At 47.9% G+C, this 18,108-nt stretch carries 14 protein-coding genes, 1 tRNA gene and 1 riboswitch; of the genes, 10 read left to right on the top strand and 5 right to left on the bottom strand.

What is annotated here, in order from left to right:
• The first annotated feature begins 86 nt into the window (after positions 1 to 86).
• The 8 genes from B5D58_RS00555 to B5D58_RS00520 all read left to right on the top strand — a co-directional run bounded on the left by B5D58_RS00555 (position 87) and on the right by B5D58_RS00520 (position 11,328).
• The gene (locus B5D58_RS00555) at positions 87 to 851 is read left to right on the top strand and encodes an SDR family oxidoreductase (RefSeq protein ID WP_041356253.1); all 765 of its coding nucleotides are present in this window, start codon (positions 87 to 89) and stop codon (positions 849 to 851) included.
• A 165-nt stretch (positions 852 to 1,016) separates the two neighbouring features.
• Positions 1,017 to 1,102: transfer RNA gene (locus tag B5D58_RS00550), tRNA-Leu, on the top strand.
• A gap of 85 nt (positions 1,103 to 1,187) precedes the next feature.
• Positions 1,188 to 2,507, top strand: coding sequence for a trigger factor (gene tig, locus B5D58_RS00545; RefSeq protein ID WP_011110682.1), 1,320 nt, complete (start codon positions 1,188 to 1,190; stop codon positions 2,505 to 2,507).
• Entirely contained in the window at positions 2,491 to 3,135 is a 645-nt protein-coding gene (gene clpP, locus B5D58_RS00540) for an ATP-dependent Clp endopeptidase proteolytic subunit ClpP (protein WP_011110683.1), read from the top strand. The genes tig and clpP overlap by 17 nt, the downstream gene beginning before the upstream one ends.
• 60 nt (positions 3,136 to 3,195) lie before the next feature.
• Positions 3,196 to 4,476: an ATP-dependent Clp protease ATP-binding subunit ClpX gene (clpX, locus tag B5D58_RS00535; RefSeq protein ID WP_011110684.1), complete on the top strand. Its 1,281-nt coding sequence runs from the start codon at positions 3,196 to 3,198 to the stop codon at positions 4,474 to 4,476.
• 110 nt (positions 4,477 to 4,586) lie between these two features.
• A complete protein-coding gene (gene lon, locus B5D58_RS00530; RefSeq protein ID WP_011110685.1) occupies positions 4,587 to 7,010 on the top strand; it encodes an endopeptidase La in 2,424 nt (807 codons plus the stop codon).
• A 354-nt stretch (positions 7,011 to 7,364) separates the two neighbouring features.
• Complete coding sequence (locus tag B5D58_RS00525) at positions 7,365 to 8,582, top strand: pyridoxal-phosphate-dependent aminotransferase family protein (protein ID WP_011110686.1); 1,218 nt, start codon at positions 7,365 to 7,367, stop codon at positions 8,580 to 8,582.
• A 292-nt stretch (positions 8,583 to 8,874) separates the two neighbouring features.
• Positions 8,875 to 11,328, top strand: a complete 2,454-nt coding sequence (locus B5D58_RS00520) for a Lon protease family protein (RefSeq protein ID WP_011110687.1) — start codon at positions 8,875 to 8,877, stop codon at positions 11,326 to 11,328.
• Between the two features lie 74 nt (positions 11,329 to 11,402).
• Here B5D58_RS00520 and B5D58_RS00515 read toward each other — a convergent pair whose 3' ends face one another.
• Together B5D58_RS00515 and B5D58_RS00510 are read right to left on the bottom strand one after the other, a co-directional pair.
• A complete protein-coding gene (locus B5D58_RS00515; protein WP_011110688.1) occupies positions 11,403 to 12,725 on the bottom strand; it encodes a TolC family outer membrane protein in 1,323 nt (440 codons plus the stop codon).
• A 62-nt stretch (positions 12,726 to 12,787) separates the two neighbouring features.
• On the bottom strand, positions 12,788 to 13,444 hold the full coding sequence (locus B5D58_RS00510; protein ID WP_011110689.1) for a protein-L-isoaspartate O-methyltransferase family protein: 657 nt from the start codon (positions 13,442 to 13,444) through the stop codon (positions 12,788 to 12,790).
• A gap of 69 nt (positions 13,445 to 13,513) precedes the next feature.
• A riboswitch (TPP riboswitch) is annotated at positions 13,514 to 13,621 on the top strand.
• A 31-nt stretch (positions 13,622 to 13,652) separates the two neighbouring features.
• Here B5D58_RS00510 and thiC point away from each other — a divergent pair.
• Together thiC and B5D58_RS00500 are read left to right on the top strand one after the other, a co-directional pair.
• Positions 13,653 to 15,551 carry a phosphomethylpyrimidine synthase ThiC gene (thiC, locus tag B5D58_RS00505; protein ID WP_011110690.1) on the top strand — a complete coding sequence of 633 codons (1,899 nt, stop codon included), beginning with the start codon at positions 13,653 to 13,655 and terminating at the stop codon, positions 15,549 to 15,551.
• Positions 15,552 to 15,598: 47 nt separating this feature from the next.
• The gene (locus B5D58_RS00500) at positions 15,599 to 16,420 is read left to right on the top strand and encodes an undecaprenyl-diphosphate phosphatase (RefSeq protein WP_011110691.1); all 822 of its coding nucleotides are present in this window, start codon (positions 15,599 to 15,601) and stop codon (positions 16,418 to 16,420) included.
• Here B5D58_RS00500 and B5D58_RS00495 read toward each other — a convergent pair whose 3' ends face one another.
• From B5D58_RS00495 to B5D58_RS00485, 3 genes are all read right to left on the bottom strand, one after another.
• On the bottom strand, positions 16,421 to 16,873 hold the full coding sequence (locus tag B5D58_RS00495) for a rhodanese-like domain-containing protein (protein WP_011110692.1): 453 nt from the start codon (positions 16,871 to 16,873) through the stop codon (positions 16,421 to 16,423).
• Between the two features lie 81 nt (positions 16,874 to 16,954).
• On the bottom strand, positions 16,955 to 17,446 hold the full coding sequence (locus B5D58_RS00490; RefSeq protein ID WP_011110693.1) for a peptidylprolyl isomerase: 492 nt from the start codon (positions 17,444 to 17,446) through the stop codon (positions 16,955 to 16,957).
• Positions 17,447 to 17,464: 18 nt separating this feature from the next.
• A complete protein-coding gene (locus B5D58_RS00485; protein ID WP_011110694.1) occupies positions 17,465 to 18,106 on the bottom strand; it encodes a peptidylprolyl isomerase in 642 nt (213 codons plus the stop codon).
• Between the last annotated feature and the right edge of the window lie 2 nt (positions 18,107 to 18,108).

The following is an 18,108-nucleotide window of genomic DNA, read 5'->3' as shown; positions in this document are numbered from 1 at the left end:
TTAGTCATAAGCCACAACGGATCGGTATGTAAAACACCGGACGTTGTGGTTTTTGATTTTTTATCGGTTGCGCTGGAATAACTATATTGAATATTTTGAAAACTTGTCTGGATGACCGGAATATGCTGGCAGACCGGGTTATCCTGGTTACGGGCGCAGGGCAGGGTATCGGGCGTGCTGCTGCTCTGGCTTATGCAGAACAGGGTGCCACGGTCATTTTACATGGCCGTAAAACCGAGAAACTTGAGCAGGTTTATGATGAAATCGAAGCGCTTGGCAGAGCTTCGGCAATCATTTTGCCATTCGATTACGAGCAGGCTACTGAAGCCGGCATTACGGAGCTGGTTGAAGCAATTGCTTCTCAGCTTGGCAGACTGGATGGTATTTTGCACAATGCCGCCTGGACTTACGGCCCGATGCCGCTTGCGTTTCATACCTCAGCGCATTGGCAGACCATCATACAAGTCAATCTTCTGATACCTGCCATGCTGACGCGTGCTTGTTTTCCGTTGCTCAATGCTTCTCCTGATGCCAGTGTGATCATGACGGGAGATACTCATGGCCAGACTCCGGCAGCTTACTGGGGTGCTTTTGCAGTGGCCAAAGCAGGAGTGGAGGTGCTGGTTAAAATTCAGGCTGAGGAGTGGGAAATTTATCCAAATTTGCGCATTAACACGTTGATTCCCGGTGCCGTAGATACACCACAGCGTACCAAAACCCATCCAGGCAGCAATAATCGTATATTGCCCAAACCAACAGATCTGATGGAAACGTATCTCTTTCTGATGGGGCCGAACAGCGCTGGGATAACCGGCAAAACGTTTGACTGTCAGAAAGAACAGAGCGCATGACAGGCAGGAAATCTGTGATGTCCGTTGGAAGAGGGTATAATCGCAAAGGGTTGTGGTGTGATCGGCCGTACGATAGCCGTTACGGCTGTAAAAGCAGTAATTGAGCAATAATCGGCCCCTGGTTTGTGGGGTTATGGATCCGCTGTCTTTTGAATGACCCGGCACGCGAAAGTGGCGGAATTGGTAGACGCACCAGATTTAGGTTCTGGCGCCGATGAGGTGTGGGGGTTCGAGTCCCCCCTTTCGCACCATGAAAATGATCCGGCCAAACGTGAGGCGTGCGGCATGATCATACCGCTTGTTTAATTGACGTTACTTATCAGTTCAGGAAAATAGATGCAGACACAAGGGGAAGCCTCCAATCCACTGGAGCGCAATATTGAACTTTCTGTTTCGCGGGAAAAGGTTGAAGCTGAAGTAGGTGTGCGACTGAAGCGTTTGGCTCCCAAAGTCAAGGTTCAGGGGTTCCGTCCGGGCAAGGTTCCATTGAAAATCGTAGCCCAGCAATATGGTCACCAGGTTGAGCATGAAGTTCTGGGAGAACTGCTGCAGCAGCAATTTAACGATGCTGTTAACCAGGAAAATTACCGTGTTGCAGGTATTCCAGGTTTTGAATCGAGAAATTCCGACGCAAACGGTGCAACAAGCTATGAGTTTCGTGCAACCTTTGAAATCTACCCTGATATTGAACTGGGCGATTTAAGCTCGATTACGGTAAACAAACCTGTTCTGCAGATTGGGGATGCAGAAATCCAGAAAACACTGGATATTCTGCGTAAACAGCGGGCAACTTATGAGCCGACAGATCGTCCGGCACAAACAGGTGATCGGGTCACAATTGATTATAGAGGGGTTCTCGATGGAGAAGGATTTCCCGGCGGTCAGGCTGATGACTATAGTGTCATCCTTGGAAACGGTCATCTTCTGGAGGATTTCGAGTCTTCCATTCTAGGCATGACTGCGGGGCAGGAAAAAACGTTTGATATGACTTTTCCTGCGGATTATCCGGGGAAGGACGTCGCCGGAAAGAAGGTAAGCTTTACCATCAGGCTCAATAAGCTTGAAGCCCCAAAGCTACCGGAGGTGGATGGTGAATTTGCCAAATCTTTGGGGGTTGCGGAGGGTGATATCGACAAAATGCGATCGGAAATCAAAGCCAATCTTCAGCGTGAAATCAGTCAGCGCATTCGTACAAAACTCAAAGAGCAGGTCATGCAGTCCTTGCTGGATAAGGTTTTGATACAGGTTCCCAAGGTTCTGATCCGGCAGGAAGCCGATCGGTTGGCAGAAGAAATGCAAAATTCACGTGCAGCACGCGGCTTTCGTAAAGATCAGAGTTTATCAGGAGATGTATTTCTGGAAAAAGCTGAGCGACGTGTCAGACTGGGCCTCATTTTATCCAAGCTGATTGATACGCATGAATTAAGTGTCAAACCTGAGCAGGTCAGAAGTTTTATCGAGGAGTATGCTCAGGGTTATGAAAATCCTGAGCAGGTCATCAAATGGCATTACGCATCACCGGAACGGCTCAAGGAAATTGAACCTCTTATACTGGAAGATAATGCCGTATCATGGTTATTGGATAAAGCCAAAATCATTGATCAAAGTGTTACCTTCGACGAATTGATGGGTTATTCACATGCAACCAATGTTTGATCGAGAGAGAAACGGATTGGATACTACAGGATTAGGCCTGATCCCCATGGTCATCGAGACCAGTGGCCGGGGGGAACGTGCCTATGATATTTATTCGAGACTGCTCAGGGAAAGAATCATTTTTCTGGTGGGACCGGTCACAGAAACTTCTGCCAATCTGGTAATTGCACAGCTTCTGTTTTTAGAATCTGAAAATTCTGAGAAAGATATTTTCCTGTATATCAACTCTCCTGGTGGTCTCGTCACGGCAGGCTTGGCTGTGTATGACACCATACAGTTCATCAAGCCGGATGTCAGTACGCTTTGTGTAGGTCAGGCGGCTAGCATGGGCGCTTTTCTGCTGACTGCGGGCGCTAAAGGCAAACGCTATTGCCTGCCTAACTCGCGTGTCATGATTCACCAGCCGCTGGGTGGATTTCAGGGACAGGCATCTGATATAGAAATACATGCCAAGGAAATTCTGGCGTTGAAAAGCCGTTTGAATGAAATTATGGCCAAACATACCGGTCAAACGGTCAAAGCAATTGAGAGAGATACTGACCGTGACAATTTTCTCGGTGCAGAGGCTGCAGTAAAGTATGGCTTGGTAGATGCAGTATTGACCAGCAGAGAAGTGAAACAGGAGTAAAACCAAGTTGCCCTTGCTGAATAATGGGGCGAATTCGTTCGATGATTGCGGGGTGGAATGATGTCCGAGAAAACAAACGACGAGAAACTTTTGTATTGTTCCTTTTGTGGAAAGAGTCAGCGAGAAGTCAGGAAACTGATTGCCGGGCCTTCCGTGTTCATTTGTGATGAGTGTATCGATCTTTGTAACGATATCATTCGTGAGGAAATTCAGGTCGATGAAACTGCCAAGCTGGCTAAAACCAGTTTGCCAACCCCGCATGAAATCCGCGAAACGCTGGATCAATATGTCATTGGACAGGAATCTGCAAAAAAAATACTTTCCGTTGCGGTCTACAATCATTACAAACGGTTAAAAAATCTGTCAAAAGTCAACAACGGTGACGATGTTGAGCTTTCCAAAAGCAACATACTGCTGATCGGGCCGACCGGATCCGGCAAGACTTTGCTGGCACAGACACTGGCAAGGTTACTGGATGTTCCGTTTGTCATCGCTGATGCAACCACACTGACAGAAGCCGGATATGTCGGTGAAGATGTTGAAAACATTATTCAGAAGCTGCTGCAAAAATGTAACCACGATGTGGAAAAAGCTCAGCGTGGAATTGTATACATCGATGAGATAGACAAAATTTCACGCAAATCGGATAACCCGTCGATAACCCGGGATGTTTCGGGGGAAGGTGTACAGCAAGCGCTGCTTAAACTGATTGAAGGAACAACTGCCTTGGTACCTCCCCAGGGTGGACGCAAACATCCCAATCAGGAGTTTATCCAGATCGACACCACCAATATTCTCTTCATTTGTGGTGGTGCATTTGACGGTATCGATAAAATCATACGGGGACGTTCTGAAAAAAGCGGTATCGGTTTTGGCGCAGATGTCATCAATCAGAATGATCGCAAAGAACTAAACAAAATCCTGAAAGATATCGAGCCTGAGGATCTGATCAAATATGGCTTGATTCCAGAGTTTGTCGGGCGCCTGCCGGTGGTGGCAACATTAAGTGAATTGAACGAAGCTGCTTTGATTCAGATTCTGGTCGAACCTAAGAATGCACTGATCAAACAGTATAACAAGCTGTTCAGCATGGAAGGCGGGGTTGAGCTGGAATTTCGCGAACAGGCGCTTGTTGCAATCGCCAGAAAAGCGCTTTCCCGTAAAACCGGAGCGCGGGGATTGCGTTCAATACTTGAGGAGACGCTGCTGGATATCATGTATGACCTGCCTTCGATCGAGAATGTCTCTAAAGTGGTCATTGAGAGTGGGTCTAATCACGATGAACTTCAGCCTATCGTAATCTATGCAGAAAAACCCAAGCTGGCCAGGAGTTCGAAATAAGCACTAATTCTTTGTTGAGATTTAATTTTTTAACACGTGGTAAATACACTTGGTTTTTCAAAATGTCACCATACTTCGTCGATCCATGTTCCCTGTAAGGAGTAAATGACATGACATCAGATATTATCGACGCTGGAGAATCAAGCGAGCTGGATCTACCTTTGCTTCCGCTGCGTGATGTAGTCGTTTTTCCTCACATGGTGATCCCGCTGTTTGTGGGGCGTCCGAAATCTATCAAAGCTCTGGAAGTCGCTACTGAAGCGGGGACGAACATTCTGCTGGTCGCACAAAAATCAGCGGCCAAAGATGATCCAGCCCCTCAGGACCTTTACAGGGTTTGCTGTGTTTCGAGCATTCTGCAAATGCTGAAATTGCCTGATGGTACAGTCAAAGTACTGGTAGAAGGAAATTATCGGGCAAAAATTGAATCATTCAGTGATTCTGAAACCTCTTTTTCGGGAAAGACTATTCAGGTCAGGATCGAGGAAACGGACACCCCGGAAATCGAGGCATTACGGCGCGCGCTTCTTTCTCAATTTGACCAGTATGTCAAATTGAACAAAAAAATTCCTTCGGAAATTCTCGCTTCTTTGACTGGTATTGACGAAGCCGGGCGTTTGGCTGATACGATTGCGGCCTATCTTCCATTAAGGCTGGAACAAAAGCAGGAAATTCTGGAAATTTTTGACGTTCAGCCACGCTTGGAACGATTGCTTGGCCTGCTGGAAGCTGAGCTGGATATTCTCCAAGTGGAAAAGCGCATTCGCGGCAGAGTGAAGCGCCAGATGGAAAAAAGTCAGCGTGACTATTATCTGAATGAGCAGGTGAAAGCTATCCAGAAAGAGCTGGGAGAAGGGGAAGATGGTGCCGATCTTGAAGAAATCGAAAGAAAAATAAAAACAGCTTCTCTTCCCAAAGAAGCACTTGCCAAGGCTGAATCAGAACTGAAAAAACTGCGGCTGATGTCTCCTATGTCAGCAGAAGCAACCGTCGTGCGAAATTATATCGATACATTGGTTGCTTTGCCTTGGAAGCAAAAGACCAAAATCAGTAAAGAATTGAAACAGGCTGAGTCAATCCTCGATGAAGATCATTATGGTTTGGAAAGAGTCAAGGAAAGAATCGTCGAGTATCTGGCAGTACAACAGCGAGTTGCCAAATCCAAAGCGCCCATCCTTTGTCTTGTCGGTCCGCCCGGGGTTGGTAAAACTTCATTGGGCCGATCCATTGCTCACGCCACGAATCGCAAATTTATCCGTATGTCTCTGGGAGGAATGCGGGATGAAGCTGAAATTAGAGGACATCGTCGGACTTACATTGGCTCCATGCCTGGAAAAATTTTGCAGAGCATGACGAAAGTCGGTGTCAAAAATCCGTTGTTTCTGCTGGATGAAGTTGACAAGATGGGAATGGACTTCCGGGGTGATCCTTCATCAGCTTTGCTGGAGGTACTTGATCCGGAGCAAAACAGCACGTTTGTGGACCATTACATCGAAGTGGAATATGATCTGTCGGATGTTATGTTCGTTGCGACTGCGAATACACTCAATATTCCTCCTGCACTGCTGGATCGTATGGAAGTCATTCGACTTTCAGGTTATACCGAAGATGAAAAACTGAATATCGCAAAACGTTATCTTCTGCCAAAACAGATGAAGGATCATGGTTTGAACGAAGATGAACTGTCCATTTCTGAATCCGCACTGCGTGACATTGTTCGCTACTACACCCGGGAAGCGGGAGTACGCTCGATGGAAAGAGAAGTATCCAAGATCTGCCGAAAAGTCGTTAAAACATTGCTGGTTAAGAAGAGCAAGGAAAAGATAATCATTAATTCGCGCAACCTTAGTAAATATCTTGGTGTGCGTCGTTACACCTACGGTATGGCTGATGAAAAGAATCAAGTCGGTCAGGTTACAGGTTTGGCGTGGACAGAAGTGGGTGGAGAACTGCTGAGGATCGAAGCGGTAGTGTTACCCGGTAAAGGGAAAACGATTACAACCGGTAAATTGGGTGAAGTCATGCAGGAATCCATCCAGGCGGCGCTGTCTGTGGTCAGAAGCCGTTCAAGAATTCTGGGGATATCAGATGATTTCTACCTGAAAAATGATATTCACATTCACCTGCCTGAAGGTGCCACACCCAAGGATGGGCCAAGTGCTGGTATTGGTATCTGTCTGGCAATGGTATCAGCGCTGGCTGGTATACCCGTTCGTGCATCTGTTGCGATGACTGGGGAAATCACGCTTAGAGGAGAGATTCTTCCAATCGGCGGACTCAAAGAAAAACTCCTGGCGGCTCATCGTGGCGGGATAAGTACTGTGCTGATTCCTGAAGATAATATGAAAGATTTGAGTGAAATTCCCGGAAACATAAAAAGTAAACTGAACATCAAGCCGGTAAAATGGATTGATCAGGTACTGGAGATTGCATTGGAATATAAACCTGAAATGCTGCCATCGGATATTTCGGGCCAGGTCATTTCATCTGCATCTGAAGAGAGAGTGACAAGTGCTCCTTCAATCAAGCACTGATCACTGATCGTTCAAAAACTGCAGGGTACTTCGGAATTTCTCGAAGTACCCTGTTCTTTTTAGCGGTATTAGCAAGTTCAGGTTTTATATTTCGCAGCCAGATAGTAAATTTCACCATCACTTGATAGAATTCCAGCTTCAATCCTTAAAGAATCTTTGAGAAAGTACTGATTGGTTCACTCGATAATCGTAGTGAAACGGTGGTCTTTTGTTTTGAATACCGGTAAATGATGCCGTATTTTCCTGATGATTCTGGTTGCTGGTACAAATCGGTAATAACAATACAAAGACGGATACCGGATTCCAGAGGACCAAAGGATAATATTTTTTCATTCACATTTATTAGGAATCATAATGACCACAGAAAGCTTTCGTCCCGAAAAAAAAATAACCACATTCTATCCACCCCAGCGCACCTTAATGGGGCCGGGACCTTCTGATACCCACCCGCGAGTGCTATCTGCCATGGCACGGCCAACGCTGGGCCACCTTGACCCGGTTTTCACCGAGATGATGGAAGAGTTGAAAGGGTTGTTGCGATATGTATTCCAGACGACCAATTTAATGACTTTCCCGGTTTCAGGGCCGGGTTCGGTCGGTATGGAAATGTGTTTCGTCAATATGATCGTGCCCGGAGACAAGGTTGTCGTGTGCAGAAATGGCGTCTTTGGCGGGAGGATGATTGAAAATGTTGAGCGCTGTGGCGGGATTCCACTGGTGGTGGAGGATAAATGGGGCGATCCGGTCGACCCGCAAAAAGTGGAAGACATGCTGAAAAAGAATCCGGACGCCAAAATTGTCGCATTCGTACATGCTGAAACATCCACAGGTGTTCAGTCAGATGCACGCACAATTGCTCAGATTGCAAGAAAGCATGATTGTCTCACGATTATGGATACGGTTACATCACTGGGCGGAACGCCTGTGTATATGGATGCATGGGATATCGATGCCATTTATTCCGGCAGCCAGAAGTGTTTATCCTGCCCACCTGGATTATCTCCGGTCAGTTTCTCAGAGAGAGTGGTGGATCTGGTCAGGAATCGCACTGAAAAAGTACACAGCTGGTTCATGGATATCAGTTTACTGCTTGGTTATTGGGGAGCTTCCCGTACGTATCATCATACGGCACCCACCAACTCTCTGTATGGGTTGCATGAATCGCTGGTGATATTGTATGAAGAAGGACTGGAACGTTCTTGGGCAAGACATCGTCGCAATCACGAAGCGCTGAAAGCCGGGCTGAAAACACTGGGAATTGAATATGTCGTGGCTGAACCGTATCGCCTGCCGCAACTGAATTCTGTGTATGTTCCGGCAGGTGTGGATGAAAAAGAAGTACGCCGCAGGCTCCTGGATAGCTACAATCTTGAAATTGGTGCCGGATTGGGTGATTTTGCAGGGAAAATCTGGCGTTTCGGGTTGATGGGTAATTCCAGCAAACTCGAAAACGTTGTATTTTGCCTGGATGCACTGGAACATGTGCTGATCGATATGGGCGTGAAAGTTAATAGAGGTACGGCATCATCTGCTGCACATCAGTACTATGCTACCAACCCTGTTTTAGCATAGTTCGCCTGTATCCAAACCTGGCCGGAGCAGCAAATTTCTTCCACGTCAAAAAACGAGGAGATTTGCTGCTCCGGAAACAGGGAGTTTTTCCAATTCCGATTAGAAGCGTTACGGATACTGTTCTCCCATACAAACATTTTTTAACAGTTTTGGGTCATTTCTGATATCTGCACGCTTGTTCTCTATTTTGTTGGCTTCCAACAGCTGCTATCCATTTTCTGGCCGCCCTGCCGGCAACACGGTCTGATCCACCTGATTTTCCAAATTTCTTTCAATACCGGTAATCCAAAACATGCCTATAACCAGACTGGAGCCATGTGCGCTCGGTTTAACGATCGATCCTGATTCTCTGGAGTTTCCGGATACATCTGCTCTGATCGATCAGCCACTTGACTGGATAGGCCAGGAACGTGCCAGGCAGGCAACTTATTTTGGTCTGGAAATGGAACACCCGGACTATAACCTGTTTGTACTGGGTGAAACCGGCAGTGGCAGATCTTCCCTGTTGCGGCAAGCAATGGCAGAAGTGGCTGCCCGCAAGCCAGCACCGCGTGATTTATGCTACATGTATAACTTTGATGTTCCGGAACGGCCACTGGCATTGCATTTACCGGCAGGTAAGGGCAGTTGGTTGCGGCAGCAGCTTGCCCAATCCGTGAGCCATTTACTGCAGGAAATACCGGAGCGCCTGAGTGGGGATGATTTCAAGGTAGAAACGAGTCATATCGAAAAGCGTTTCAAACTGGAAGAAACCCGCTATTTTGAAGAACTCAATACTTTTGCGGAATCATTGTGTTTCGCACTACGGCGTGAGTCAGGGCGCCTGGTGTTTACACTTCTGGATGAATCCGGAAAACCGCTGACCGAAGAAGAAATCCTGGCATTGCCGAAAGATCGGAGAGCTGCTCTCGATCAGGATGAGCAAGTGCTGCGCAGCGAAATTGCATCTTATCTTCAAAAGATTCGTGTTCTGGAGCAAAGCCGGGATAAGGAGCTTGCCGCATTGTGCTGGGGTTGGATCGAGCCGCTGCTGGGTCAGGTATTGAATGTCGTGCTGGAAGGATTGGATCAATCCTTTTCTGATCATGCTCGATTGAAAAATCACCTGGATAACATCAAACACGACATTCTCGAAAATCTGGATCTATTCCAGTTGACTGATCTCAGCGAAGAAAAGAACCCGGAAGATCTGAAACAACTATTTGAGCGCTACCGAATCAATGTGGTAGTGGATAACCGGGATTTACTCAGCGCACCGGTCGTAATCGACGAGAATCCCTCATTCAAATCACTGATTGGCAGCATCGGGTATCAGTCTGTTGAAGGAGTGCTGGTTACAGATTTTACTCGTATCCGTGCAGGCAGTTTGTTGAGAGCACATGGTGGTTTCCTGATGTTACATCTGGATGATCTGCTGGTCGATGCTTTCTTGTGGGAAAAATTTTGTCGCTTGCTGCGTAATCACCTGTTGCAAATCGAAGAACCCTGGGCTGTCAATGTGTCAGCACCTGTCGTGCCAATCGAACCGGAAGCTGTAAAAGTTGATGTCAGGATCGTTCTGATCGGCTCGCGCGAGCAGTATTATGCAATACAGGAAGAAAACCCGGAGCTGGCACGGCGATTTCGGGTGAAAGTCGATTTTGCGGCTGCGTTTACAGCCAGCATACAAGCTTATCGTGCTCTGTCCGTTTTCATCGCTCATATCTGCCAGCAATCGTGCCTGCCGCATTTTTCGCGGGAAGCGGTGGCTTCTGTGCTGAGAACCTGTCATAGAGCTGCTGAAGATCAGAAGCGATTAAGTGCAAACTTCAGCCATACAGAAATGCTGGTTGTGGAAAGTGCCCGGCAGTGCAAAACGCGTGGGAATCTCGTTGTTGAGGCCAGGGATGTTACAACAGCCCGGCGGGCGCGAATACTGCGGCACAATTATCCGGATCAGTGTGCGCAGGAAGCCATTGCCGACGGGGATGTGGTGATTACTGTGCATGATGAAAGAATCGGACAGATCAATGGTTTGAGTCTGATCGAAATGGGCGATCACAGTTTTGGCATCCCAAGTCGTATCACAGCACATACCTTTGCAGGAGAAGATGGTTTGCTCAATATCGAGCGTGAAGTCGGTATGTCCGGTCCGATCCACGACAAGGGCGTGTTCATTCTGCAGAGTTTTCTGTCCGCTCTGTTTCATCATAATGCACCACTTGCATTCAATGCTTCCATTGTATTTGAGCAGGAATATTACGGGGTAGAGGGTGATTCCGCTTCCTGTGCAGAGTTGTATGCGTTGCTGTCAGCGTTGTCGGGGTTACCGTTTCGGCAGGGTATCGCTGTTACTGGGGCAATCAATCAATATGGTGAAATGCTTCCGATAGGGGGCATTAACGAAAAAATTGAAGGTTTTTTCAGGGTTTGTGCAACAGCTGGGCTTGATGGTACACAAGGGGTGCTGATTCCGGACCGCAATTGTCGCCACCTCATGCTGGATGATGAGGTGGTCGATGCTGTATCCAAAGGCGTATTCCACATTTACGCGATCAGTCATATGCGCGAAGGTCTGGAATTGCTGTCAGGTTTACCCGCAGGTATCAGTGCCGGCACCGATTTGCAGGAAATTATCAATTATCCGCAGGATACGGTTTTAGGGTATGCACAAAAAACATTGCGTGTTTATCGCATGGCCTGCCAGCAACCGTCACAGCGGACAAAGACGCTGCATAAACGGTCAGGTGAGCACATCGACAAGTAATTTTTGCAGTATATCGCTGCTATGATGAAAAATGATTCAGTGTTTCCAGTCTTTCTCGAATGAAAGAGGAAAAATCAGAGTAGCGCATTGATTTCCAGCAGATCATCCTCATCCAAGTCACCGACTTCAGCTTTCAGCCGAAGTCGGGCCATCAGGTAATCATAATAGGCTTGGGCAAGATCTCTGCGTGCCGAAAAATACTGCTGTTGCGCGTTGAGTACATCTATTTCCATGCGGACGCCGACCTCCTGACCTAGCATGGTTGAGTCCAGCTGGCTGCGGCTGGATGTCAAAGCCTGTTTCAATGCCTTGATCTGAGCGATACCATTGGTCACATTGAGATAATTCTGGCGAACCTGCAATGCGATTGTACGCTGCACGTTTTCCAGATCCTTGCGCGCTTTATCCCGGTTGGCCAAAGATTCCCTGACACGGGACTGCACCGATAATCCCTGAAAAATAGGAACGGTCAGTTGCAATCCTACCGATTTACTGACGAGATCGATCCCTCGCCCGGTAAAAGTACCGCCGACACCGCTCTGATCGTTATATTGTGCAACCAGATCAAGCGTTGGATAGTGACCTGCTCTGGCACGATCGATGGTCTGTTCGGAAATCTCGTAAGCGATACGCTGTACTTTTAACTGGAAGTTTCTTTCTTCCGCCAGCTGGACCCATTCGTCCATCCCGTCATGAGGTAGAGTAAGCGGATCGGCAATAATCCTGTCCAGGCTGGCATCCTGCAGATCACTAGGTAGTCGATTGATAAGAACCTGCAGCGCGCGCTGACTGATTTCCAGTTTGTTTCTGGCAGCAATTTCCTGGGATAAGGTCAAATCATAACGTGCTTCGGCTTCGTGGGTATCGACGATGGTGGAGACACCCACCTCAAAGTTCCGTCTGGCCTGTTCCAGTTGTTCATGAATCGCTTTTTTCTGGGATTCGACGACTTCAAGATCAACTTTTGCCTTGAGTACATCGAAATAAGCTTGTGCAACTCGTAAAATCAAATCCTGAGCAGCAATGACAAATTGTGCATCAGCCTGAGCCACTTCGTTTTTTGATTGCTGGTAAATGATGAAATTCTCGAAACGAATGATTGGCTGGGTGAGCGCTACAGTAAATCCCCGGTTTTTGATCTCCCTGGTCGGTGCTCCGCTGGTATCAATATACTGGTTCTGGGCAGTACCCGTCACACGGAGATCGGGCAGCAGACCTGCTCTTCCCTGAGGCAACCGTTCCTGTGCAGCTATATAGGCTGCCCGGGCTGAACCGTATTGCGCATCCTCTTCCAGTGCCTCGCGGTAAATTTGTATCAGATCGGCTGCCTGTAACTGTTCACAAAAATACAGGCACAGGCATAACAGAAAAGCAAAACCTCGCAAACTTTTCATCATCTTCGTATTTTTGTGACTTGATGGCCGTCACCGGGGTAATCAAGCAATTAACAGATGAGATTTCAAAAGTGAAAGCTCTCACGCTGAAGCGCATTTCTGAAGGGTGCGGTACAAGTCTCGAACAGGCATGTCGAACTGTAATTACCGGGCGAGGTACAGGTTATCAGCGTCGCTTCCATGACGGGTTCTTCACCAATGATGGCAAACAATCGACCTCCCGGTGCCAGATTTTGCTGAAATGCCTCTGGTAAAACGGGGGTGGAGGCAGTCAGAACGATGACGTCATAAGGTCCGTGACCGGGCCATCCACGAGCGGCATCTCCCAGTTCAAGGGTGACATTGGTAATGTCGTGCGTCTGCAGATTGATGTGCGCCATGGTATGAAGCTCGGGCACGATTTCCACACTGAAGACATGAGTCCCGAGTTTGGACAGCAATGCAGTCATGTAGCCTGTTCCGGTGCCAACCTCAAGGATTTTGTCAGTTTTTCTGATATGCAGTTCCTGCAGAATCCGTGCTTCCATTTTGGGTGTTAACATAACGGCACCATGCTCCAGCGGGATCTCCATATCCACGAATGCCATGAAACGATAAGCGGCAGGTACGAATTCTTCACGTTTGACCTGATACAGCAAATCGAGAATGTCCTGATTCAGTACATTCCAGGTTCTGATCTGTTGTTCTACCATGTTGAAGCGGGTTTGTTCGAGGTTCACCATAAATCTTATAACTCTGTTATCGATGAAAGAATCGGGCTTGCAATTATTCCATATTTACTTTAGCTTGGCAGCTGTGGCTAGGGGTCCGCATTTGCAGTTTTCTGCAAATGCCGGTGAGAGAGTCCCTTAATACCTGATGCGGATAACGCCGCCGGAGGGAAGCCAGGAGTCACTCTCCTGCTCCTTGCGGCACTTTGAGGAGCATAGCATGAAAACGCCCGTTTCTAAGCTGGAAAAATTCACCAATGACAATGCCCGGGTAGATACGGCAGCAGTACAGCCATTGCCCAATTCACGCAAGATTTATATTCAGGGTTCGCGTGCCGATATCCAGGTGCCAATGCGCGAAATCACCCAATCTGACACTGCTACCGGACGGGGAGCAGAAAAAAACCCGCCAATCTATGTCTATGATACTTCCGGCCCCTATACTGATCCTGACACTCGCATAGATATACGCCATGGCTTGCCTCCTTTGCGCGAAAAATGGATTGATGAACGCGGGGATACCGAAATTCTCACCGGACTGTCCTCGAGTTACAGTCTGAAAAGGCTGCAGGATCCCGCTCTGACGAAGATGCGCTTCAATCTGATGCGTCCGGTTCGGCATGCTAGGAATGGCGCCAATGTCACCCAGATGCACTATGCCAGACGCGGCATCATCACGCCGGAGATGGAATTTATCGCACTCCGGGAAAATCAGCGCAGAGAGCGTGTTGCTGATCTGGCAAGTAATGAGTTGTTGAACCGGCAGCATCCCGGACAGAGTTTCGGTGCAATAATTCAGGAGTGGATCACGCCAGAATTCGTTCGTGATGAAGTAGCATGCGGACGTGCCATCATTCCCGCCAACATCAATCACCCGGAAACGGAGCCAATGATCATCGGTCGCAATTTTCTGGTCAAGATCAACGCCAATATCGGTAATTCCGCACTGGGTTCCAGCATTCAGGATGAGGTGGAGAAAATGACCTGGGCGATCCGCTGGGGAGGAGATACGGTCATGGATCTGTCCACCGGAAAAAATATTCATGAGACACGTGAGTGGATTATTCGCAACAGTCCGGTTCCGATTGGAACCGTGCCCATTTATCAGGCACTGGAAAAAGTGGATGGCAAAGCGGAAGAGCTGACTTGGGAAATTTTTCGCGATACATTGATCGAGCAGGCAGAACAGGGAGTGGATTACTTTACGATTCATGCCGGAGTGCGCCTGCCTTTCATTCCGATGACAGCCAAGCGGATGACCGGTATCGTTTCGCGTGGAGGTTCCATCATGGCTAAATGGTGCCTGGCGCACCATCAGGAAAGCTTCCTGTATACACATTTTGAAGATATCTGCGAAATCATGAAGGCCTATGATGTCAGCTTTTCTCTGGGTGACGGATTACGCCCCGGTTCGATTTACGACGCTAACGATGAAGCACAGTTTGCCGAGCTGAAAACATTGGGTGAATTAACCGAGATTGCCTGGAAGCATGATGTGCAGGTGATGATTGAAGGGCCCGGCCATGTGCCTATGCACCTGATCCGGGAAAATATGGATTTGCAGCTCAAATATTGTCACGAGGCACCTTTTTATACCTTGGGGCCGCTCACGACCGATATTGCTCCCGGTTACGACCACATTACCTCGGCAATCGGTGCTGCCATGATTGGCTGGTATGGCACGGCCATGCTGTGTTACGTCACGCCTAAAGAGCATCTTGGTTTGCCGGACAAGGATGATGTCAAGGATGGAATCATTACCTATAAAATCGCCGCACATGCCGCCGATCTGGCCAAAGGCCATCCTGGTGCGCAAGTTCGGGATAACGCGCTCTCCAAGGCGCGCTTCGAGTTTCGTTGGAATGATCAGTTCAATCTGAGCCTCGATCCTGACAAAGCCAGGGAATTTCACGATGAAACATTGCCGCAGGAAGGTGCCAAACTCGCCCATTTCTGCTCGATGTGCGGGCCTAATTTCTGTTCGATGAAAATTACCCAGGATGTGCGTGACTATGCTGCGCAACAGGGAATCTCCGAGACTGTAGCGTTACAGGAAGGTATGGCCAGGAAAGCAAATGAATTCATTGAGAAGGGTGGGGAGCTTTACAGCAAACAATGATCATTTTCCACAGTTTCATTTGCTTGAACCCTGTTCACTAGACAACGATGGATTGGCTGATTCTCCTCAAAGCGCTGCTGCTTGGTATTGTCGAAGGATTGACCGAGTTTTTACCAATTTCATCTACCGGTCACTTGATACTGGCTGGAGATTTACTCAATTTCAATGATGACAAGGCCAAAGTTTTTACTGTGGCTATACAACTGGGTGCGATTCTCGCCGTTTGCTGGGAATATCGGGAGCGCCTGGTAAACATCATTCGAAATCTGGGTACCCGGCAGGCGAACCGTTTCGTAATAAACCTGTTTATTGCTTTTTTACCGGCAGCAATATTAGGTTTGCTGTTTATCAAAACGATAAAACACTATCTGTTTCACCCGATGCCGGTTGCCATTGCATTGGTCACCGGCGGAATTCTGATCCTGTGGGCAGAGCGACGGGAACACAGGATAGAGGCTGAAACAGTGGACGATATGAGCTGGAAACAGGCACTGCAGGTGGGTTGTGCACAATGCTTGGCGCTGATCCCCGGCACTTCCCGGTCGGGTGCGACGATTATCGGTGGGCTGCTTTTTGGTCTGTCACGCAAGGCAGCGGCAGAATTTTCTTTTTTTCTGGCAATTCCGGTTATGTTTGCTGCAACTTTTTACGATGTCTACAAACACCGGGAATTTTTGTATATCGATGATCTGGGGATGTTTGCAACGGGGTCTGTTGCTGCTTTTATCAGTGCGCTGATAGCGATACGCGGGTTCATACGCTATATCAGTCATCACGATTTCACCCTGTTTGCCTGGTACCGGATCGGTTTTGGTCTGATCGTATTGCTTACCGCTTATTCCGGTCTGGTTGACTGGTCTGTCGACTGATCAGCTCTGAATCCATGGTAATCCGGCAGCTTTCCAGCCGGATTGTTGTCCGCGATGACCGCTTTCATCCTTATCGCCTTCAAAACCTTCCAGAATGTTGTAGCAGTCAGTAAAACCATTCTGACTCATAAGGGCCGCCGCCTGACTGGATCGACCACCACTGCGGCAGATGAACAGTAGCACCGCATCATCTGCAATCTGACTGGTGAGCTGATCCAGAAAGCCGGAATTGGATTGCATTCCCGGGTAAGTCAGCAACTCCACTTCGATTGCTTTGGGAACACGTCCTACCCAATCCAGTTCGGCACGACACCGAACATCCACGATTCTGGTTTTCGGTAGGGCTTGTAGGACAGCATGTGCTTCAGACGGTAGCAGTGCGCCTTTGTAGGGTACTCCCATATCCTCTGCCCGTTCCCGGGCAGTTTCCAGAATTTGATCGATATCCTTCATATTTCAACGAAATCCTTATCTATAAAAACAAACCAGACTACCGTTTCTTACGCCAGACAGGATATTTATCAGAGCCCTGACTCACACTCTCTCTGCTTTCTGAATGATGACATCTTCCAGCGGAACATCCTGATGTCCGGCATGACGACCGGTTTTTACTTTTTTGATCGCATCGATCACTTCCTTGCCTTCGACAACTCTGCCGAACACACAATAGCCAAAACCCTGTGGCGTCATGTTGGTGTGATTCAAAAAATGGTTGTTGGCAACGTTGATGAAAAATTGTGCCGTGGCAGAATGTACATCGGAAGTACGTGCCATGGCGATGGTATAGGCTTCATTACCGGAACCCAGTGCAGCCTCATTCTGAATGGGTGCCAGAGTCGATTTCTCTTTCATTCCCGGTGCATAACCGCCACCTTGAATCATGAAACCGTCGATCACGCGGTGAAACAGAGTATTTTCGTAATGTCCGCTATCGACATAACGCAAAAAATTTTCGACAGTGATTGGTGTTTTGTCATTGTCGAGTTCCAAAGTAATGACGCCATGATTAGTATGTATTTTGACCATTCTGGTTTTTTCCTGGGTTTATGGATTTTCGGGGCTGACTGCAGCCGGGAGCAGTTTGATACTTTCGATGATGATCATTTTCCGAGGGACATCCCTGTTAAAAGGCCCGTTTGAGCCGGTTGGTGAACTGGCAATGTTATTGACCACATCCATGCCGCTGGTGACTTTGCCAAAGACAGTGTAGCCATATCCTTGCAGGGTGGGGGCGGTATAGTCAAGAAAGTGATTGTTTGCAACATTGATAAAAAATTGTGATGAAGCAGAATGCGGATCTTGGGTGCGTGCCATCGCAATGGTACCAATGGTGTTCTTAAGCCCGTTGGCAGCTTCATTTTCAACTGGCTGCCGGGTCGGTTTCTGGGTGTAATTCTGATCGAATCCTCCCCCCTGAACCATGAAACCGGCAATGACACGATGAAAAATCGTGCCGGTATAGTAGTCATCCTTGACGTAATTCAGAAAATTTTCGACTGTTTTAGGCGACTGATCGGGATACAGTTCCACCTGTATTGCACCGAGATTGGTTTTGATTTCGACCTTTGGATTGGCCGCAAAAGCCGAGGTTGCCGATATCATCAGACACAGAATAAAGAAAAGACCGGTGGAGGTGATCGATTTCATCGGGCGGGCAGTCTGTCGCTCAAAGGGGAAGGTTTTCATTA

It is taken from the genome of Nitrosomonas europaea (assembly GCF_900167395.1).
GTDB lineage: Bacteria > Pseudomonadota > Gammaproteobacteria > Burkholderiales > Nitrosomonadaceae > Nitrosomonas > Nitrosomonas europaea.
The sequence above is the reverse complement of the archived record's forward strand: the minus strand, read 5'-3'. Positions and strand labels throughout refer to the sequence as shown.

What these genes read in the sequence shown, in the direction of transcription:
- B5D58_RS00485 (WP_011110694.1), bottom strand. Translation starts at nt 18,106, where the DNA reads ATGAAAACCTTCCCCTTTGAGCGACAGACTGCCCGCCCGATGAAATCG.
- B5D58_RS00495 (WP_011110692.1), bottom strand. Translation starts at nt 16,873, where the DNA reads ATGAAGGATATCGATCAAATTCTGGAAACTGCCCGGGAACGGGCAGAG.
- B5D58_RS00500 (WP_011110691.1), top strand. Translation starts at nt 15,599, where the DNA reads ATGGATTGGCTGATTCTCCTCAAAGCGCTGCTGCTTGGTATTGTCGAA.
- B5D58_RS00510 (WP_011110689.1), bottom strand. Translation starts at nt 13,444, where the DNA reads ATGGTGAACCTCGAACAAACCCGCTTCAACATGGTAGAACAACAGATC.
- B5D58_RS00525 (WP_011110686.1), top strand. Translation starts at nt 7,365, where the DNA reads ATGACCACAGAAAGCTTTCGTCCCGAAAAAAAAATAACCACATTCTAT.
- thiC (WP_011110690.1), top strand. Translation starts at nt 13,653, where the DNA reads ATGAAAACGCCCGTTTCTAAGCTGGAAAAATTCACCAATGACAATGCC.
- clpX (WP_011110684.1), top strand. Translation starts at nt 3,196, where the DNA reads ATGTCCGAGAAAACAAACGACGAGAAACTTTTGTATTGTTCCTTTTGT.
- tig (WP_011110682.1), top strand. Translation starts at nt 1,188, where the DNA reads ATGCAGACACAAGGGGAAGCCTCCAATCCACTGGAGCGCAATATTGAA.
- lon (WP_011110685.1), top strand. Translation starts at nt 4,587, where the DNA reads ATGACATCAGATATTATCGACGCTGGAGAATCAAGCGAGCTGGATCTA.
- B5D58_RS00515 (WP_011110688.1), bottom strand. Translation starts at nt 12,725, where the DNA reads ATGATGAAAAGTTTGCGAGGTTTTGCTTTTCTGTTATGCCTGTGCCTG.
- clpP (WP_011110683.1), top strand. Translation starts at nt 2,491, where the DNA reads ATGCAACCAATGTTTGATCGAGAGAGAAACGGATTGGATACTACAGGA.
- B5D58_RS00520 (WP_011110687.1), top strand. Translation starts at nt 8,875, where the DNA reads ATGCCTATAACCAGACTGGAGCCATGTGCGCTCGGTTTAACGATCGAT.
- B5D58_RS00490 (WP_011110693.1), bottom strand. Translation starts at nt 17,446, where the DNA reads ATGGTCAAAATACATACTAATCATGGCGTCATTACTTTGGAACTCGAC.